A 16,363-nucleotide genomic window follows, 5' to 3' on the forward strand; every position below is an offset into this window, starting at 1 on the left:
GCTAGCGTGCCACGTCGCGGGCGGCCGTGTGCCAGCTCGTCGACCTGCGCGCCAGAGCGCCGAAGCCGAGGAAGACGGCCAGCCCGAGCAGAGACGCCAGAGCGACCGCCGCGAACAGCTGCTCGGACTGCAGCCGGGACCGGTAGAGATCGATGAGCGTGCCGAGGCCCGGCTCGCCCTGCCGGAAGAAGAAGTCCCCGACCACCGCGCCGATGACCGACAGGCCGGCGGAGACGCGCAGGCCGGTGAGGATGTGGGGCAGCGCCGCCGGCAGCTGGAGCTTCCACAGCCGGGCCGCCCACCCGGCCCGCGCCAGCGTGAACAGGTCGTGGTGGGCCTCCTCGACCGACCGCAGCCCGAACAGCGTGTCCGTCACGATGGGGAACAGCGCGATCAGCGCGCAGACCAGGACGCGGGTGAAGAACCCGAAGCCGAACCAGAACCCGAACAGCGGCACCAGCGCCAGGATCGGGATCGTCTGCAGGATCACGAGGTACGGGTGCAGCGACCGCTCCAGCCAGCTCGCCCGTGCCATGGCGATCGCGCACCCGACGCCGGTCACGGCAGCGATCGCCAGGCCCAGCAGCGCGACCTGGCCCGACAGCAGCAGGCCGGCGAGCAGCTCGGCGCGGTTGACGGGGTCGAGGAGCCCCACCCGCACGACGGCGTCCGGCGGGGGCAGCAGGAACCGCCGGTCCGGGGTCAGCAGCACGTACGTGACCGCGTACCACAGGGCGATCACCAGGACGAAGACGATCAGCGGCGGAACCCACCGCGGCCACCTCATGCGGCCGTCCCCCGCAGCCAGGCCGACACCTGGCCCGCGATCCGCGCGAAGCCGGGGCTGAAGCGCAGCTCGGGCGGGCGCGGGTAGGGGAAGGGCACGTCGCAGGCGCCGACGATCCGCCCCGGCCGTTCCGACAGCACGATGATCCTGGTGGCCAGGAAGACGGCCTCGCCGACGGAGTGGGTGACGAACACCGCGGCGAAGCCGCGTAAGCCGAACAGCCGCAGCAGCTCCGACTGCAGCCGCTCGCGCGTGATCTCGTCCAGCGTGCCGAACGGCTCGTCGAGCAGGAGCAGGTCGGGCCGGACGGCGAGCGCGCGGGCCAGCGACACCCTCATCCGCATCCCGCCCGACAGGGTCCGGGGACGGTGGTGGGCGAAGCCGGCCAGCCCCACCAGCTCGATCGCCTCGTCCGCGCGCCGCCGCCGCTCCGCCCTGGGCAGGCCGCCCAGCTCGCCGAGCAGCTCCACGTTGGCGCGGGCGGTCCGCCACGGCAGCAGGGCATGGTCCTGGAAGACGTAGCCCACGGAGGTGGTGTCCCGGCGCACCGAGCCCTCGGTGGCGTCGGTCAGCCCCGCGGCCAGGCGCAGGAGGGTGCTCTTGCCGCACCCGGAAGGGCCGACCACCGCGACGAACTCGCCGGGGGCGACGGCCAGATCGACCTGGTCCAGCGCCCGCGTGCCGTCGTCGTAGCGCTTGCCCGCGCCGGAGAACGACAGCAAGGAAGTGGCGGCCTGACCGGGCACCCGGCCACTAGACCACATCGGACAGGACACGGGCAACACGCCGATCGGTCAGCCGGCGCGGTAGCCGATCTTCGGGTCGACGAAGTCGTTGGTGACCACGTCGGAGGGCTGAAGGCCGTCCTTCACCGGCTTGTTCTGCTTGGCGAAGATCGGCCTGGTGATGTCGATCAGCCGCTGCACGCGGGCGGTGTCGAAGTTGCCGACGGTGTCGTCGGGGCCGTTGCCGGCCAGCTTGAGTGTCTTCATCTGCTGGACCGAGAACTCCGAGCTCGGCCTGGTGTACTGGGTGGCGACCTTGTACGCCTGGTTGAGCCGCAGGGTGAGATCGATCGTGGGGCCCGGCTCGGCCAGCACGTCGACCTGCGCCTGCTGGAAGATGGGAATGAGCTTGCGCAGGCACGGCGCGAGCTTCTGCTTGTCAGCCGGGCGGATCACCAGCGGGGGACCGTAGTTGGGGTAGCCGGCGTCGTAGACCAGCTGATACTTCACCGGTTTGCCCCACTGCGGCACGTCCTTCTCGTAGATGTACGGCTCGGCGTTGGCATAGCCGGCCACCGCCGCCTTGCCTCCGGCGGCCACGAAATGGGACGGCGAGCCGTCGTAGGATCCGTCCACCTGGCCGCGCTTCAGCAGCCCCGCCCCCACCAGATACTCCATGTAGGTGTTGCCGCCGAAGTAGAGCACCTTCGTGTCCGTCCGGCCGATGTCCTTGATGGTGTTGAAGGTGGGGTACGTGGCCGGGTCCCACAGGATGATCTGCGGGTGGATCTCCAGCAACGCCATGACCGCGAGGGTCGGCTGGGTGGCCGACATCTGGATGCCCTCGTCCATGCCGCCCAGCACGCCGAGGGTGATGCCGGGGTCGGTGTACAGCTGCGCCGACGACTGGGTGAAGCCGATCGCCGGCCCGCCCGCCCGCAGCTCCAGCGTGACCCCGGTGTCCTTGCCCCGGACGACCAGCGGCGCGCTCACCCGCTTCCTGCCGGCGTCGATGGCGGGGTTCGCGCCGAGCAGGTGGTACATCCCGCCTTCGACGGTGATGTGCGGCGTCCACTGGGTCTGCACCACGACGGTGGCCGGGCAGACGCCGCGCAGGTCGGTCGGGTCGCCGGGGTTTCCCGACGCCGCCGCCGGTTTCGGCTGGGGCGGCTGTTGCGTGCCGGTGCACGCCGCGAGCAGGAGGAACAGCCCGGCTATCGCCGTGGTCCTCGCCGTGTTACGTCCCGCATGCCGTGGCCGGCGCACGCGCATGGTGCCATCCTTCCGATGGGCGGCGATTGAATATTCGCGGCAGAAACCATGTCAAGCGCTGTTCCGATATTCCTGGTCCTGCGCGAGCGGAAGACAATTCCCGGAACTTACCATGCTTTCTCGGGCAGACGGCATTTCAGATGAGGGCCTATGACGCCTCTGTGGGTGGTTTGTCCAGTCGTGTGAGATTTAGATTCGGGAGAAGTTCACTAACGGCGACTTCCGTGGCAAATGGGTATGATCACCTTGCGGGTGCGTCGCCGCCGGGGACCTTATGCTCAAGCCTGGAGACCTCTGAATGACAGCAGACAACTCGACCACGGACCGGTGGCCGCCGGAGATCGACACGACCGTGGCACACTCGGCGCGGGTCTGGAACTACTGGCTGGGCGGCAAGGACCACTACGCGGTGGACCGGGAAGTCGGCGACCGGTTGAGCCGGATAAATCCGGACATCGCCTTGACGGCCCGTGCCGACCGCGCCTTTCTCCACCGCTCCGTGCGCCATCTGGTGGCCGAGGCGGGGGTACGGCAGTTCCTGGACATCGGCACCGGGCTGCCCACGGCGGGCAACACGCACGAGATCGCCCAGAGTCTGGCTCCGGAGACGCGCGTCGTCTACGTCGACAACGACCCCGTCGTCCTCGCCCACGCCAAGGCCCTGCTCGTGGGCACGCCGCAGGGCCGGACCAACTACATCCAGGCCGACCTCCACGACCCGGACACCATCCTGAGAGCGGCCGCCGACACGCTCGACTTCACCCAGCCGGTCGCGATCATGCTGCTGGGGATCGTCCACTTCATCAACGACGACGAGGAGGCGTACACGATCATCAAACGCCTGCTCGACGCCGTCCCCGCCGGCAGCCACCTGGCGCTCGTCCACATCACCGCGTTCTTCAACCCGGAGGCGAAGCGCGAGGAGGTACGCCACTGGAACGAGCACGGCACGCCCAAGCTGACCATCCGCACGCCCGAGCAGATCGGGCGCTTCTTCGAAGGTCTGGAGGTCCTGCCCCCCGGCATCGTCTCCACCACGCGTTGGCGCCCCGACATCGACGACGTCCCGGAAGTGGACGGATTCTGCGGGGTCGGCAGGAAGTAGGACCGTCCTGAAACTTTCACCGAGGGGAATCGGCGGCCGGCGCGCTCCGGCCACCCCATAACCGCCGGTGAGCGGAGAGGCCGGCCCCCTTATCAGCCGGGCGTTCGGCCTGGTTAGCGCGCGCCCGATTCCGGCCCGACGAATCCTCTGGTGGACGGCTCGGCGGTCTCCGGCGCAGGGTGATGCCGACGCCACGTCAGACAGAAGGGGACGGGAATTGTTATCCGACATCCTGCGACGCCGCACGACGAGGCTCCTGACCGTCGTTCTCACGCTGCTGGCCGCGGTCGCCCTGCCGGTCGCTCCGGCCCACTCGGCCACCGCCCAGGTGCCGATCTTCCTGGAGGTACGCGGGGACAACAGCCAGAAGCTGGCCGGCATCTACGGCTGGATCGAGTTCAACGACGGCACGACGTACACCTACCAGTTCTACCTGTGCCGCGAGTCGAGCTACAGCGCCGCCGGCGGGTACGTCCTGATCAACGACCGCGCCACCCTGCGCGCCTCGTACAGCCTGAACTGGGGCGACACGCCGATAGCCGAGTGCAAGTATCCGGCCCAGCTGTACGGCACGACGGACGCCGCCGGCGGCACCGTCAGGAACGTCACGGTCGAGGTGGAGGGCGTCAACTTCAACGGCCAGAACCAGGCCACCTGGAAGAGGAGGTCGTCCACCTACGACAACCCCTTCAACTGACGATCCTCTCGCCCACCGATCCGCGCACCACGATGTGCGTGCCCAGGATGACGTGCTGCGGCCGGCCGAGGTCCAGGGCCAGCCGCACGGCGGCGCGGCCCAGCTCCTCGGTGGGAATGTGCACCGTGGTGAGCCCGGGGACCAGGTCGGCGGCCAGCGGGATGTCGTCGTAGCCGGCGACCGACACGTCCTCGGGCACCCGCAGGCCCGCCTCGCGCAGCGCGGCCAGCACGCCGGCGGCGACCATGTCGGTGCCGGCGAAGATGGCGGTGAACTCCGTCCCCGCCGCCAGCAGCCGCCTGGTCCCCTCGTAACCGGCGGCGCGGGAGAAGTCGCCGGGCAGGACCAGGCCCGGATCGCAGGGGATCCCGAAGTCCTCGTGCGCGCGGCGGAAGCCGGTCACGCGGTCGATCTTGGTGGTGCTCTGGTCGTCGGCGGTGGCGGCGCCGAGGTAGACGATCCGGCGGTGGCCGCGCGAGAGCAGGTGGCCGGTCATGGCGTACGCGCCGGCCTCGTTGTCGTACTCGACGACGGTCGTCGGCACGTCGTCGCCGAGCGGCGGGCGCCCGCACAGCACGAGCCGGGAGCCCGCCTTGTCCAGGGCGTGCGCGAAGTGCGACATGCGCGCGCGGTAGGCGTCGTCGGCCGAGCCGCCGCCGACCAGGATCACCGCGTCGGCGCGCTGCTCGCGCATGGCCTCGACGACCGCCAGCTCGCGCGCCGGGTCGCCGTGCGTGGCGCACACCAGGCAGAGCCGGCCCTCCTCGGTGGCCTGCTGCTCGACGCCCTTGGCGACGTAGGCGAAGGAGGGCCCGGTGACGTCGTCGAGCACGAAGGCGACCATCTTGGTGCCGGCCCCGGACAGGGCGCGGGCGTGCACGTTGAGGACGTAGTCCAGCTCGCGCATGGCCCGCAGCACGCGGGCGCGGGTGGCCTGCGCGACCGGATAGTCCCCTTTGAGCACCCGGGAGACCGTGGACGCGGAGACCCCGGCGCGGGCGGCGACGTCGCGGATGGTGGCCCGCTCCAGGTCATCCACAGGCGCGGCGGGGTCCGGCTTCGGGGACGTCAGCTTTCGTGGCAAGGCGCACCTTTCGTCAGGCGGAGCAGCGCCGCGGAGTACGGCTCGGGCAGCACGACGCCGAGCGTGCCCGCCTGCCAGCCGGCCTCGGTCGCGGACGGGAAGAGCGGGGTCACCTCGTAACCGGCGGGCCAGGGGAGCTCGATCTTCGCGGACGGCCCGCCCCTGCGCCACACGGCGAGGTAGGCGGTGTCCCCGCAGTCCACGGCCAGGGCGAGGCGGTCGTCCCGCCAGCCGGGCAGCCCGAGCGGCCAGCGCGGCAGGCCGTGCGCCAGCTCGCCGCGGTAGGTCTTGTAGACGCCGATCGCCTCGGCGACCTCGGCCAGCCGCTCCGGGGCCAGCAGGTCGAGCCGGCCGCTGAGGTGGATGCGGCCGAGCATCGCGGTGACCATGGACCAGGCGACCCGCTCGGCGGGGTAGGCCCACATCGCGCCCTGCTCCGGCGGCACCGCGGCGGGCGCGGCGGCGGCGATGGCGGGCAGCAGCAGCTCGTCCTGCTGGTCGGTGAGCGAGGCGATGGAGTGCCTGGCCAGGGTGGCGCCGTCCAGCCGCATGCCGCCGGCCGCGCAGGACTCGATCACCAGACCGGGGTGGCGCTCCAGCAGGTGCTCGACCCAGGCGAGGTAGGCGCGGTTGTGTTCGAGCAGCCGATCGGCCGGGCCGACGTCGATGTTGTAGTCGAACTTGAAGTAGCCGATGCCGTGCTCGCGGACCAGCCGGTCGATCACGGCGTCGAGGTGGGCGACGGCGGCCGGATGGCTGAGGTCGAGCTGGTGGCGGCCCCACTCGGCCAGCCTGGTTCCGGCCCGTCGCAGGAACGCCTCGCCGGGCAGGACGACCCCGCTGCGTACGCCGATGACCTCGGGCTCCAGCCACAGCCCCGGGACCATGCCGTGACCCTTGATCGCGTCGATGACCTCGCCGATTCCCCCGGGGAAGCGCACGGTGGACGGCTCCCACGCGCCGACCGTGTCCCACCAGCCCGGCACGCCGCCGTCACCGGGCCCGGCCAGCGAGTCGTCGTACCAGCCGGCGTCGACGCAGAAGTACTCCGCGCCCGCCCGGGCGGCCGCCTCGACCAGCGGCAGCAGGCGCTCGGTCGAGGGATCGCCCATCAGGCAGTTCATGAAGTCGTTGAAGACCACCGGCAGCTCGGCGTTGTCGCGGTGCGGCCGGCGCACGGCCCGGCGGTAGGCGGTCAGGGCGGCGACGGGGTCGCCGGCCACGGTGAACGCGGCGGTCGCGGTGGTGAAGCTCTCGCCCGGCGCCAGCCGGGCCGACCAGCCGTGCTCGCGCTGGGACGGGCCCGACAGCGCCAGGTAGACGTCGTCGAACCGGTCGGCCAGCTCGGCGTGCCAGGGGCCGTTGTGCTCGATCTGCCAGGCGAGCGTGCCGCCGTCGCACTCCAGCCACCCGGTCGGCAGGTGCTCGGAGGAGGGCCACGAGCCGGTGCTGGTGAGCGCGACGCGGTTCTTCGTCCCGGTCTGGCCGAACCGCGTCATGCCGACGTCGTGCAGCTCCAGTGGCCGGCCCGACCAGCGGAACTCGCCGCTCCACGGGTTGCGGGCGCTCCACACCGTCAGATCCCAGGGCAGCCCGGCGAACGCGAAGCTCGACACGTGCTCCAGGACCAGCTCCTCCGTCGCGGTCACCGTCGACCAGCACCGGACGACCTGTCCGATCACTGGGCCGATCACTGGGCCGGTCGCTGGGCCGGTCGCTGGGCCGATCACTGGGCTGGCCGCTGGGCTGGCCGTTGGGCCGGTCGCTGGGCCGACCGCTGGGCCGACCGCCTGGAAGACGGTCGTCACGCGGACGCCGTCGCCGCCGGAGCGGATCGTCAGCCGGTCGTCCTCGGCGCGGTGGCTCTCGTAGCGCAGCTTCAGCCCGTCCACGTGCCGCTTGCCCGCCGTGCCGCTCCTGCCCCGGCCGGTCACCTCGATCTGCACCACCGGCAGCGCCGAGCGGCCGTTGCCCCGGAACGGGCCGATCGCCAGCAGCCGGGGCGGAGCGCCGGCGGTCAGGTCGAGGACGAGGTCGCGCCAGGTCACCTCCATCAGGCCACCCGGTCCAGGTCCTCGTGCGTCACCTGGTGCGCCAGCGGCAGCCCGGCGACCAGCCGTTCCAGCTCGTCCAGGGCGACGGCGCCCATCCGGGACAGCTCGTTGCCGTGCGAGCCGGCGATGTGCGGGGTGAGGAAAACGTTGGGCAGGTCGAACAGGGGCGAGTCGGGCTGCAGCGGTTCGGGCTCGGTGACGTCGAGGATCGCCGACAGCCGGCCGGCCTTCAGCTCGCTGATCAGCGCGCCGGTGTCGACGAGCGACCCGCGCGCGGTGTTGATCAGCACCGCGCCGTCCGGCATCAGCGCCAGCCGCGCCCGGTCGAGCATGTGCTCGGTCTCGGGGGTGGCGGGGGCGTGCAGGCTGACGATGTCGCTGCGGCGCAGCAGCTCCTCCAGCGAGACCTGCCGTACGCCGGGAACCCGGGTGTAGGGGTCGTACAGGCACAGGTCCAGGTCGTACGGCGCCAGCAGGTCGAGCACCTTGCGGCCGATGCGGGAGGCGCCCACGACGCCGACCGTGCGGCCGTTGTTGCCGATGCCGGGCTCGATCTTGCCCAGGGTGAAGGAGCGCTCGCGCCGGTAGCGCCGGTTGAGGGCGAAGACCCCCTTGCCGGCCAGCAGGATCGCGCCGACGGTGTACTCGGCCACCGGGACGGCGTTGGCCTCCGCGGCCGAGGAGACCAGCAGGCCGCGTTCCCACCAGGCGGGGCTGATCATGCCCTTCACCGAGCCGGCCGCGTGCAGGACGGCGCGCAGGCGGGGGGCGGCGGCCAGCAGCGCCTCGTCGATCGGCGGGCAGCCCCAGCCGGTGATGAGGACCTCGACGCCGGTCAGGTCCAGGCGCGGATCGTCGAACCGCTCGGCGACCACGGCGACGTCGATGTCGGCCAGCGTGTCCAGCCGCCGCAGCAAGGGCGCGGGGAAGAGCAGAGCGAGATGTTCCTCGCGCATGGCGAACAGCGCCTTCGGGCGTGGGGACACGGGGGAAGCCCTCCATTCGATAGAGACCGGTTTCTAAAGTAGGAGCGCGGCCCTTCGCGGTCAACGGGCAATCCCTGATTAACCTCTAGGGTGCGTCTTACCTGGATCTGTCGGTTGTCCTGCGCCGATCTGTAACGTCTCTGTAACGCAGCCTTGAACGTGCTGGCCGCTCGGACGTAGCGTTCGCAGCGACCGGTTTCTATCAACCTTGAGAGCCAGCCTGCTGCCGCCTCAGACGGGACTTCGGTGATGAGCACGCTACAGACGAGGCCAGAGCCTCAGACGAGACCGCCTTCCGGGGCGCCGGACCGGCGCCGCGTCCGACGCAGGGCGGTCCGTACGAACTGGACGATCGGGCTGCTCGCACTGCCGGCCGTCGTCTTCTTCCTTGTCTTCAGCTACCTGCCGATGTCCGGCCTGGTGGTGGCGTTCAAGGAGTTCGACGTCAACCTGGGGATCTTCGGCAGCCCGTGGAACGGGCTGGAGAACTTCACCTACTTCCTGGAGTCCGGGGACGCGGCGAGGATCCTGTTCAACACCCTCTTCCTCAACATCCTGTTCCTGGGCGCGACGCTGGCCGCCGGGATGGTTCTGGCGATCATGCTGAACGAGATCCGCAGCACCTTCTTCAAGCGGGTCTCCCAGTCCGTCGTCTTCTTCCCCTACTTCGTCTCCCCGGTCGTGATCAGCATCATCCTCCAGGTGCTGCTGGCCGGGGCCTCCGGCGGGGGCGGGGCGGTCAACGACGCCCTCGGGGGCCTCGGGTTCCCCGCCGTCGACTGGTACACGGAGCCGGGACCGTGGCCGTGGATCCTCACCGTGGTGAAGATCTGGCAGCTCGGCGGCTACCTGAGCGTCATCTTCCTGGCCGCGATCACCGGCATCCCCGAGGAGGTCTACGAGGCCGGGACGATCGACGGGGCCTCGCGGGCCCAGATGGCCTGGCGCATCACCCTCCCGCTGCTGAAGCCCACCGCGGCGGTCCTGCTGGTGCTGGGCGTCGGCCGCATCTTCTACGGCGACTTCGGCACCATCTACGCGATCGTCGGGGACAACGGCACCCTGTTCGACAGCACGGACGTCATCGACACCTACGTCTTCCGCGCCCTGCGCCAGCTCGGCGACTTCGGCACCACGGCCGCGATCGGCCTGTTCCAGTCGGTGGTGGGTTTCGTCCTCGTGGTGATCGCGGTGCTGATCCAGCGCAAGTACTCGAAGGAGACCAGCGTCCTATGAGCGGCAAGAAGCTGGAACCGTTCACGATCGTCAGCATCATCGGCGTCTCCTTCGCCGTGCTGGCCTGCGCGATCCCGTTCTGGATGATCATCTCGGGGTCCCTCACCAGCGAGTCCGAGCTCGCCACGACGGGCTACAGCCTGTTCCCCGCCGCCTTCGACCTCACCGCGTACAAGATGATCTTCACGGGCCCGGCGGTGCTCGACGCCTACTTCGCCAGCGTCTTCATCACGGTCGTGGGCACGGCGCTGTCCCTGGCGGTGACCTCGGGGCTGAGCTGGGTGATCGCCCGCAGGCTGCCCGGCATCAGCCGGCCGCTGACCGTCTTCTCCTACCTGCCGATGCTGTTCTCCGGCGGCCTGGTGCCCCTCTACCTGCTGGTCACGCAGTACCTGAAGCTGCAGAACAGCTACTTCTCGGTGATCCTGCCGCTGCTGGTCATGCCGTTCCTGGTCTTCGTCCAGGTCAGCGCGTTCCGCCAGCTGCCGGAGTCGATCTTCGAGTCGGCCAAGATCGACGGCGCGGGGGAGCTGCGCATCTTCTTCACGATCGCGATCCCGCTGTCCAAGCCGATCCTGGCCGTCGTCGGCCTGTTCTACGCCGTGCACTACTGGAACGACTGGTTCATGGCGCTGCTGTTCATCGACGACGTGCACAAGTTCCCGCTGCCCCTCGTGCTGCAGAACCTCATCTCCAACATCTCGTTCACGCAGATGCTGCCGCAGCTGGCCGAGGCGGCCACCCCCGTCTACCAGCTCCGCCTGGCTCTCACGACCGTCGCCATCGGCCCGATCCTGCTCGCCTACCCCTTCGCCCAGCGCTACTTCGTCAAGGGCATCACCCTCGGTGCCACCAAGGGCTGATCCCGCTCCCCCCACCTCAGGAGTTACCGTGTCCCACCACCTCATGTCGCGGCGCCGCCTGCTGGCCACCGGCGGCGGTCTGTCCCTGGCCGCCCTCCTCGCCGCCTGCTCGGACGACTCCCCGAAGTCGCAGGCCACCGGCGGCGCCCAGAGCGCCGGCGCGCTCGCGCTGAGCCTGCTGCTCCCCGGCGACGTCCCGGCCGGCTGGGACGCCGTCCTGGCCGAGGTCAACAAGAAACTCCAGGCGGACCTGGGCTTCACCATCAAGCCGCAGTTCATCCCGTGGACCAGCTACGGCCAGCAGGCACTGCTGAAGTTCACCGCGGGGGAGAAGTTCGACACCGCGCTGCAGGCGCGCTGGCTCAACATGACCCAGCTCGCGGCCAGCGGCTCGATCGTCGAGCTGAGCAGCCTGCTGTCGAGCGGCAAGTACCCCAACCTGACCGCCACGATCGACCCGAAGATCATCGAGCTCAACCGGTGGAGCGGCAAGCTCTACGGCCTGCCCCAGATCAACTCGGTCGCCCGCTTCCACCACTTCAGCATCCGCCAGGACTTGGCGGACAAGCTCGGCATGAGCGACATCACGGACTTCGCCGGGCTGGAGAAGTTCTGGTACGACGTCAAGCAGAAGAACAAGGACATCATCCCGATCGGCGTCAGCTCCCGGATGCCCAAGCTGCTGGTGGCCTGGAACCCGGTCGGCTGGCTCAACCCCTACATGTGGGACAACCCCACCATGAGCATCGCCTCCTTCACCGGCGACTCGCTCAACTTCGTCCTGGCCGCCGACGGCAAGCAGACCGGCTCGTCCAACCCGATCCCGTGGTGGGAGGCCCCGGGCATGGTGGACGCGCTGCGCAAGATCCGCAAGTACTACCAGGACGGGCTGATCAACAAGAACGCCCTCACCCTGGACTCCAAGGCGCTGGACTCCCAGTTCAAGGCCGGCCGCGTCGCCACCGGCTGGGCCATGACCGACGGCCTGTCCTCCACGGGGCTGCCCGAGCTGACCAAGAACGTGCCGGGCGCGATGATCGCGAACGTGATGCCGCTCAAGGGCGGCGAGAGCGCCAAGCCGTACCAGACCTTCCAGAGCGACAACTTCGTCGTGCTCAACGCCAAGGGCGAGAGCAACGAGAAGGCCATGCAGCTGCAGGACTGGGTGTCGATCAAGGAGAACCACGACCTGCTCAACTACGGCCTCCCCGGCAAGGACTGGAACCCCGTCGGCGACGACAAGTACGAGCAGCTGTCCACCTACGCCTTCCCCGGCTTCGCCCTCTCCTGGCGGGCCAAGCTGGAGCGCCGGGTCAAGGGCATGACCGAGTCCGAGGCCAAGTGGTTCGACTGGGCGCAGGACATCGACAACTTCACCGTCGACCCCTACGCCGGCTTCGTCCCCGATCCGGAGCCGATCAAGCGGGAGAACACCCAGGTCACCGCGGCCATGACGCAGTTCGCCAACCCGCTGTTCATCGGCGCCGTGGACGTCGACCAGGGGCTCGACAAGCTGAAGAAGGCGTTGGAGCGGGCGGGCCTGGCCAAGGTCCAGGCCGAGATGGCCAAGCAGGCCGACGCCTACCTGAAGGGCCAGTGACGATGGCGCTCCCCATCAGCCGGAGGACCGCGCTTGCGTCCTCCGGCACGCCGGCCGCCGCCACCTGGTCATGGAACGGCGAGGCCGCCGCCACGAAGGGCCGTGCCGCACGGCACCAGGTCCCGTGACCTCGTGACCGGCCGCCGCGTCCGCCTGGGAGCCCCGACCGAGGTCGCGCCCCTCAGCACCGTGGTGCTCTTCCTGGAGGACTGATGCACTCCTCGCCCGGGCCGTCGCGCCCCCTGGGCCGACGGCGTCCGGGCCGGGAGCATCTCGCTGATCGACCAGACCGTTACCGTTGTTCACCGTGCCTCGGGCCTGCGCCGAATAGTTGAGCTGTCCGCTGGAAAGAGTGTGGAGATCGTATGATCCGCAATCCCGTCCTGCCCGGTTTCGACCCCGACCCCTCGATCGTGCGGGTGGGAGAGGATTACTACCTGGCCACCTCGACCTTCGAGTGGTGTCCGGGCGTCCGCGTGCACCACTCCCGTGACCTGGTGAACTGGCGCCCGCTGGGCGGCGTCCTGACCGAGCGCAGGCTGCTCGACCTGTCCGGCGTGCCCGACTCGGGGGGCGTCTGGGCGCCCGACCTGACCTATCACGACGGGCTGTTCCACCTGGTCTACGGCGTGATGGACAACTACGCCCTCGGCTACAAGGACATCGCCAACTACCTGATCACCGCACCCTCGATCGAGGGGCCGTGGTCCGACCCGGTCCGGCTGCCGGGCCGCGGCTTCGACGCCTCCCTCTACCACGAGGACGGCCGGAGCTGGCTGCTCAACATGGTCTTCGACTCCCGGCCGGGCCGCGGGTTCGCCGGGATCGAGCTGCAGCCCCTCGACGGTGGCAAACCCGAGCTGATCCTGCCCAACCGCAGCGTCACCGAGGGCCCGCACCTCTACAAGATCGACGGCTGGTACTACCTGATGGTGGCCGAGGGCGGCACCGGCTACGAGCACGGGGTCACGGTGCTGCGCTCCCGCTCGATGTCGGGGCCGTACGAGGAGGACCCGGCGGGGCCCATGCTCACCTCCCGTCACGACCGCAGCCTGGAGCTGCAGAAGGCCGGGCACGGCTGCCTCGTGCGGACGCAGACGGGGGAGTGGTACCTGTCCCACCTGATGGCCCGGCCGTACCACAACGGCCGGTGCGTGCTCGGGCGCGAGACCGCGCTGCAGCGCGTGACCTGGGAGGACGGCTGGCCGCGCGTGGCGGGCGGCGTGCCCGCCGTCGAGGTGGCCGCGCCCGAGCTGCCCGCGCACCCGTGGCCGGCGAGCGAGGGCTGGAACGGCTCGCCGTCCGCCGGCGGGCTCGGCCCGGACTGGAGCACGCTGCGGCGGCCCGCCTCGCCCGACTGGCTCTCCGCCGACCAGGGCGGGCTCACCGTCCAGGGCGGTCAGTCCCCGTACGGCCTGCGCACCCCGAGCCTGGTCGCCCGCCGGGTCACGGACCGCACGTGCTCCCTGGAGACGGTCATGCGGTTCGAGCCGGACAGCGTCCACCAGTGGGCGGGCATCGTCGCCTACTACAACTCGCGCAACTGGCACTACCTGGCCGTGACCGCCGACGGCCTGGTGCTGACCACCAGCGACCAGGGGACCCGCACCGAGCGCCTGCTCGGTCCCGCGGGAGGCCCCGCGGGAGGCCCTACGGGAGGAGAGGTCGAGCTGCGCGTGGAGTTCGACGGGCCGGTCGTGCGCTTCAACCACGGCCCGGACCTGGACGCCACGATCCTTTCGGACGAGCACGCCGACGAGTTCATCGACGGGAAGGTGCGGGCCTTCGGCTTCACCGGCGCGTTCGTGGGGTTCTGGGTGCAGGACCTGGCGGGGGAGGGCTGCTCGGCGCGCTTCGAGCGGATCAGCTACCGCACATGAGCAACAGCATCTCAAATGTGCACGTCGAGACCTGGGGCAGCGGCGGCCCGCCGCTGCTCCTGGTGCACGGCTGGGGCGGCGACCACCGGCTGTGGCGCGCCCTGGACTTCGGGGGCCGCCGGGTGATCGCCCCCGACCTGCGCGGCCACGGCCGCTCCCCGGTTCCGGCGACCGGGTACCGGCCCGTCGACCTGGCCCGCGACCTGGTGCCGCTGCTCGACGAGCCGGTGCTGGCCGTCGGGCACTCCATGGGCGCCCAGGTGGTCACCGCGCTGGCGGTCGAGCACCCGGAGCTGGTCAGCGGGCTGGTCGTCGTCGCTCCCGCCTACGGCGCCGACGAGGAGGAGGAACGGCTCATCCCCGGGCGCCTGGCGGCGTTGCGCGCCGACGGCGTGGCCGCCGCGCTGCGGCAGCTCGGGCCGCTGCCCGCGCCGATCACCGGGCAACTGCTGGCCACGCCCGGTCACGTGCTGGCCGAGTGCTACGCCGGGATGTACACCGTGCCGGGCGCGTTCGGGGTGCGCCGGGAGTCCGAGCGGTATCTGGCCGGACGCGCCTGCCCGGTGCTCGCCGTGCACAATGTGCCGGAGGCCGCGCGGTGGGAGGCGGGCCTGACCGGCCACCCGCGCTCCAGGACCGTGGTGTGGCCGCAGGCCGGGCATTTCCTGCATGTGGAGCGTCCGGCGGAGTTCGTGGAACTGGTGGCCGGCTGGGGCGGGTGAGTCTCCTGGGGCCGGTGCCTCGCCCCTGACTGTGGCCTTCACAACTCGGGTTCGGCAAACGTGAAGACCATCACATACACTCTGACCAGCGGTTACGCGGTGGCCGTTCGTGCCGCCGCCCGGCCTCAGCGCAGCGGCCGGGCGGTCACGGGTGCGTGTGTAGCGCGCCCGCCGCCCGCGTCGGTGCCCTTTCGCAGCAGGGCTGAGCCCAACGAGAAGAAGAATCATGCGAAGTCTCGCGTTCGTCATAGCCGGGGTCGCGCTGGGCGCGGCCGCCTGCGGTGCGTCCGCCAGCAGCGAGTCTGCGGCGGATCTCACCATCGGCCTGTCGGTCTCGACGATGAGCAACCCGTACTTCGTCCAGTTCCGCGACGGGGCGGAGGCGGCCGCTCAGCGTTTCGGGGCCAAGCTGTCCGTCTCCGACGCGCAGAACGACGCCTCGCGGCAGGCGGCGCAGGTCCAGGGCTTCACCAGCCGGAGGATGAGGGCGGTCATCATCAACCCGGTCGACTCCAACGCGCTCGCCACGCAGGTCAAGGCGGCCAACCTGGCCGGCATCCCGGTGATCGCGGCCGACCGCGCCATCAACCACGCCTGGGTGGCGGAGACCCTGACCTCGGACAACGCCGCCGGGGGCCGGCTCGGCGCGCAGGAGCTGGCCAAGCAGATCGACGGGAAGGGCGACGTGGTCGTGCTCCGCGGCACGGCCGGCACCTCCGCCTCCCGGGACCGCAGCAAGGGCTTCGACGACGGTCTCGCCGCGTACCCGAAGATCAAGGTCGTGGCCACGCAGCGGGCCGACTTCGACCGGGCCAAGGGCCAGAACGTCATGACGGGCCTCATCCGGTCGCATCCCGGCCTCGACGGGGTGTTCGCGGAGAACGACGAGATGGCGCTGGGCGCGATCCAGGCCCTGGGGCCGAAGGCGGGCCACCGCGTCAAGGTCGTCGGCTTCGACGGCACGCCGGACGGGATCAAGGCGGTGCGGGCGGGCACCATGGCCGCCACGGTCACCCAGCAGCCGCGGCTGATCGGCTGGCAGGCGGTGCAGGACGCCATCAAGGCGGCCAGGGGTCAGACGGTCGCCAAGACGGTGGCGGTCCCGGTGAAGCTGGCGACCAAGGAGAACGCGCACGAGTTCTGGACCTTCTGAGCCAGAGAGCGTAGTTACCGGTTCCTATCAGAGTGCGCTCAGCGTAAATGCGGACCGGCGGGGCAGCAAGAGGGGGAAAGCGCATTCCGATCTGCGCGATCGTCAATCATGCGTGTGAGCAGGTAAAACGTTCGGCCTGAGTTGATCGCCTGTGTAACGCCTGGGTAACGGGTGCTTGTCGGGCCTCTCGCTGCGGCCT

At 70.4% G+C, this 16,363-nt stretch carries 14 protein-coding genes; 8 read left to right on the forward strand and 6 right to left on the reverse strand.

The window, feature by feature from the left end:
- Nucleotide 1: 1 nt before the first annotated feature.
- Genes H4W80_RS57860 through H4W80_RS57870 form a run of 3 tightly spaced genes read right to left on the reverse strand, consistent with a single transcriptional unit; the run spans nucleotide 2 to nucleotide 2,784 of the window.
- Nucleotides 2-787 carry an ABC transporter permease gene (locus H4W80_RS57860; RefSeq protein ID WP_192792804.1) on the reverse strand — a complete coding sequence of 262 codons (786 nt, stop codon included), beginning with the start codon at nucleotides 785-787 and terminating at the stop codon, nucleotides 2-4.
- Nucleotides 784-1,533, reverse strand: coding sequence for an ABC transporter ATP-binding protein (locus H4W80_RS57865; RefSeq protein WP_318787559.1), 750 nt, complete (start codon nucleotides 1,531-1,533; stop codon nucleotides 784-786). The genes H4W80_RS57860 and H4W80_RS57865 overlap by 4 nt, the downstream gene beginning before the upstream one ends.
- A 48-nt stretch (nucleotides 1,534-1,581) precedes the next feature.
- Nucleotides 1,582-2,784 carry a hypothetical protein gene (locus H4W80_RS57870; RefSeq protein WP_192792805.1) on the reverse strand — a complete coding sequence of 401 codons (1,203 nt, stop codon included), beginning with the start codon at nucleotides 2,782-2,784 and terminating at the stop codon, nucleotides 1,582-1,584.
- A 298-nt stretch (nucleotides 2,785-3,082) separates the two neighbouring features.
- Between H4W80_RS57870 and H4W80_RS57875 the strand changes: the two genes are divergently transcribed.
- Both H4W80_RS57875 and H4W80_RS57880 read left to right on the forward strand, forming a co-directional pair.
- Entirely contained in the window at nucleotides 3,083-3,889 is an 807-nt protein-coding gene (locus tag H4W80_RS57875; protein ID WP_192792806.1) for an SAM-dependent methyltransferase, read from the forward strand.
- 217 nt (nucleotides 3,890-4,106) lie between these two features.
- Nucleotides 4,107-4,586: a hypothetical protein gene (locus tag H4W80_RS57880; RefSeq protein WP_192792807.1), complete on the forward strand. Its 480-nt coding sequence runs from the start codon at nucleotides 4,107-4,109 to the stop codon at nucleotides 4,584-4,586.
- Here the strand turns inward: H4W80_RS57880 and H4W80_RS57885 are convergent.
- From H4W80_RS57885 to H4W80_RS57895, 3 genes are read right to left on the reverse strand one after another with little or no spacing between them, the layout of a single operon-like run.
- Nucleotides 4,579-5,670, reverse strand: a complete 1,092-nt coding sequence (locus H4W80_RS57885) for a LacI family DNA-binding transcriptional regulator (protein ID WP_225964275.1) — start codon at nucleotides 5,668-5,670, stop codon at nucleotides 4,579-4,581. The two genes, H4W80_RS57880 and H4W80_RS57885, sit on opposite strands and share 8 nt — an antisense overlap.
- Nucleotides 5,655-7,724, reverse strand: a complete 2,070-nt coding sequence (locus H4W80_RS57890; protein WP_192792808.1) for a glycoside hydrolase family 36 protein — start codon at nucleotides 7,722-7,724, stop codon at nucleotides 5,655-5,657. The genes H4W80_RS57885 and H4W80_RS57890 overlap by 16 nt, the downstream gene beginning before the upstream one ends.
- On the reverse strand, nucleotides 7,724-8,710 hold the full coding sequence (locus H4W80_RS57895; RefSeq protein WP_318787560.1) for a hydroxyacid dehydrogenase: 987 nt from the start codon (nucleotides 8,708-8,710) through the stop codon (nucleotides 7,724-7,726). The genes H4W80_RS57890 and H4W80_RS57895 overlap by 1 nt, the downstream gene beginning before the upstream one ends.
- A 249-nt stretch (nucleotides 8,711-8,959) precedes the next feature.
- Between H4W80_RS57895 and H4W80_RS57900 the strand changes: the two genes are divergently transcribed.
- From H4W80_RS57900 to H4W80_RS57925, 6 genes are all read left to right on the forward strand, one after another.
- Nucleotides 8,960-9,946: an ABC transporter permease gene (locus H4W80_RS57900; RefSeq protein ID WP_192792809.1), complete on the forward strand. Its 987-nt coding sequence runs from the start codon at nucleotides 8,960-8,962 to the stop codon at nucleotides 9,944-9,946.
- A complete protein-coding gene (locus H4W80_RS57905) occupies nucleotides 9,943-10,809 on the forward strand; it encodes a carbohydrate ABC transporter permease (RefSeq protein ID WP_192792810.1) in 867 nt (288 codons plus the stop codon). Before H4W80_RS57900 ends, H4W80_RS57905 begins: the two co-directional genes overlap by 4 nt.
- A gap of 28 nt (nucleotides 10,810-10,837) precedes the next feature.
- On the forward strand, nucleotides 10,838-12,409 hold the full coding sequence (locus H4W80_RS57910; protein ID WP_192792811.1) for a DUF3502 domain-containing protein: 1,572 nt from the start codon (nucleotides 10,838-10,840) through the stop codon (nucleotides 12,407-12,409).
- A 365-nt stretch (nucleotides 12,410-12,774) separates the two neighbouring features.
- Nucleotides 12,775-14,289 carry a glycoside hydrolase family 43 protein gene (locus H4W80_RS57915; RefSeq protein ID WP_192792812.1) on the forward strand — a complete coding sequence of 505 codons (1,515 nt, stop codon included), beginning with the start codon at nucleotides 12,775-12,777 and terminating at the stop codon, nucleotides 14,287-14,289.
- Nucleotides 14,286-15,011: an alpha/beta fold hydrolase gene (locus H4W80_RS57920; protein ID WP_192792813.1), complete on the forward strand. Its 726-nt coding sequence runs from the start codon at nucleotides 14,286-14,288 to the stop codon at nucleotides 15,009-15,011. Before H4W80_RS57915 ends, H4W80_RS57920 begins: the two co-directional genes overlap by 4 nt.
- Nucleotides 15,012-15,237: 226 nt before the next feature.
- The gene (locus tag H4W80_RS57925; RefSeq protein ID WP_192792814.1) at nucleotides 15,238-16,164 is read left to right on the forward strand and encodes a substrate-binding domain-containing protein; all 927 of its coding nucleotides are present in this window, start codon (nucleotides 15,238-15,240) and stop codon (nucleotides 16,162-16,164) included.
- Nucleotides 16,165-16,363 lie beyond the last annotated feature (199 nt).

Source organism: Nonomuraea angiospora, assembly GCF_014873145.1.
GTDB classification, from domain to species: Bacteria; Actinomycetota; Actinomycetes; order Streptosporangiales; family Streptosporangiaceae; genus Nonomuraea; species Nonomuraea angiospora.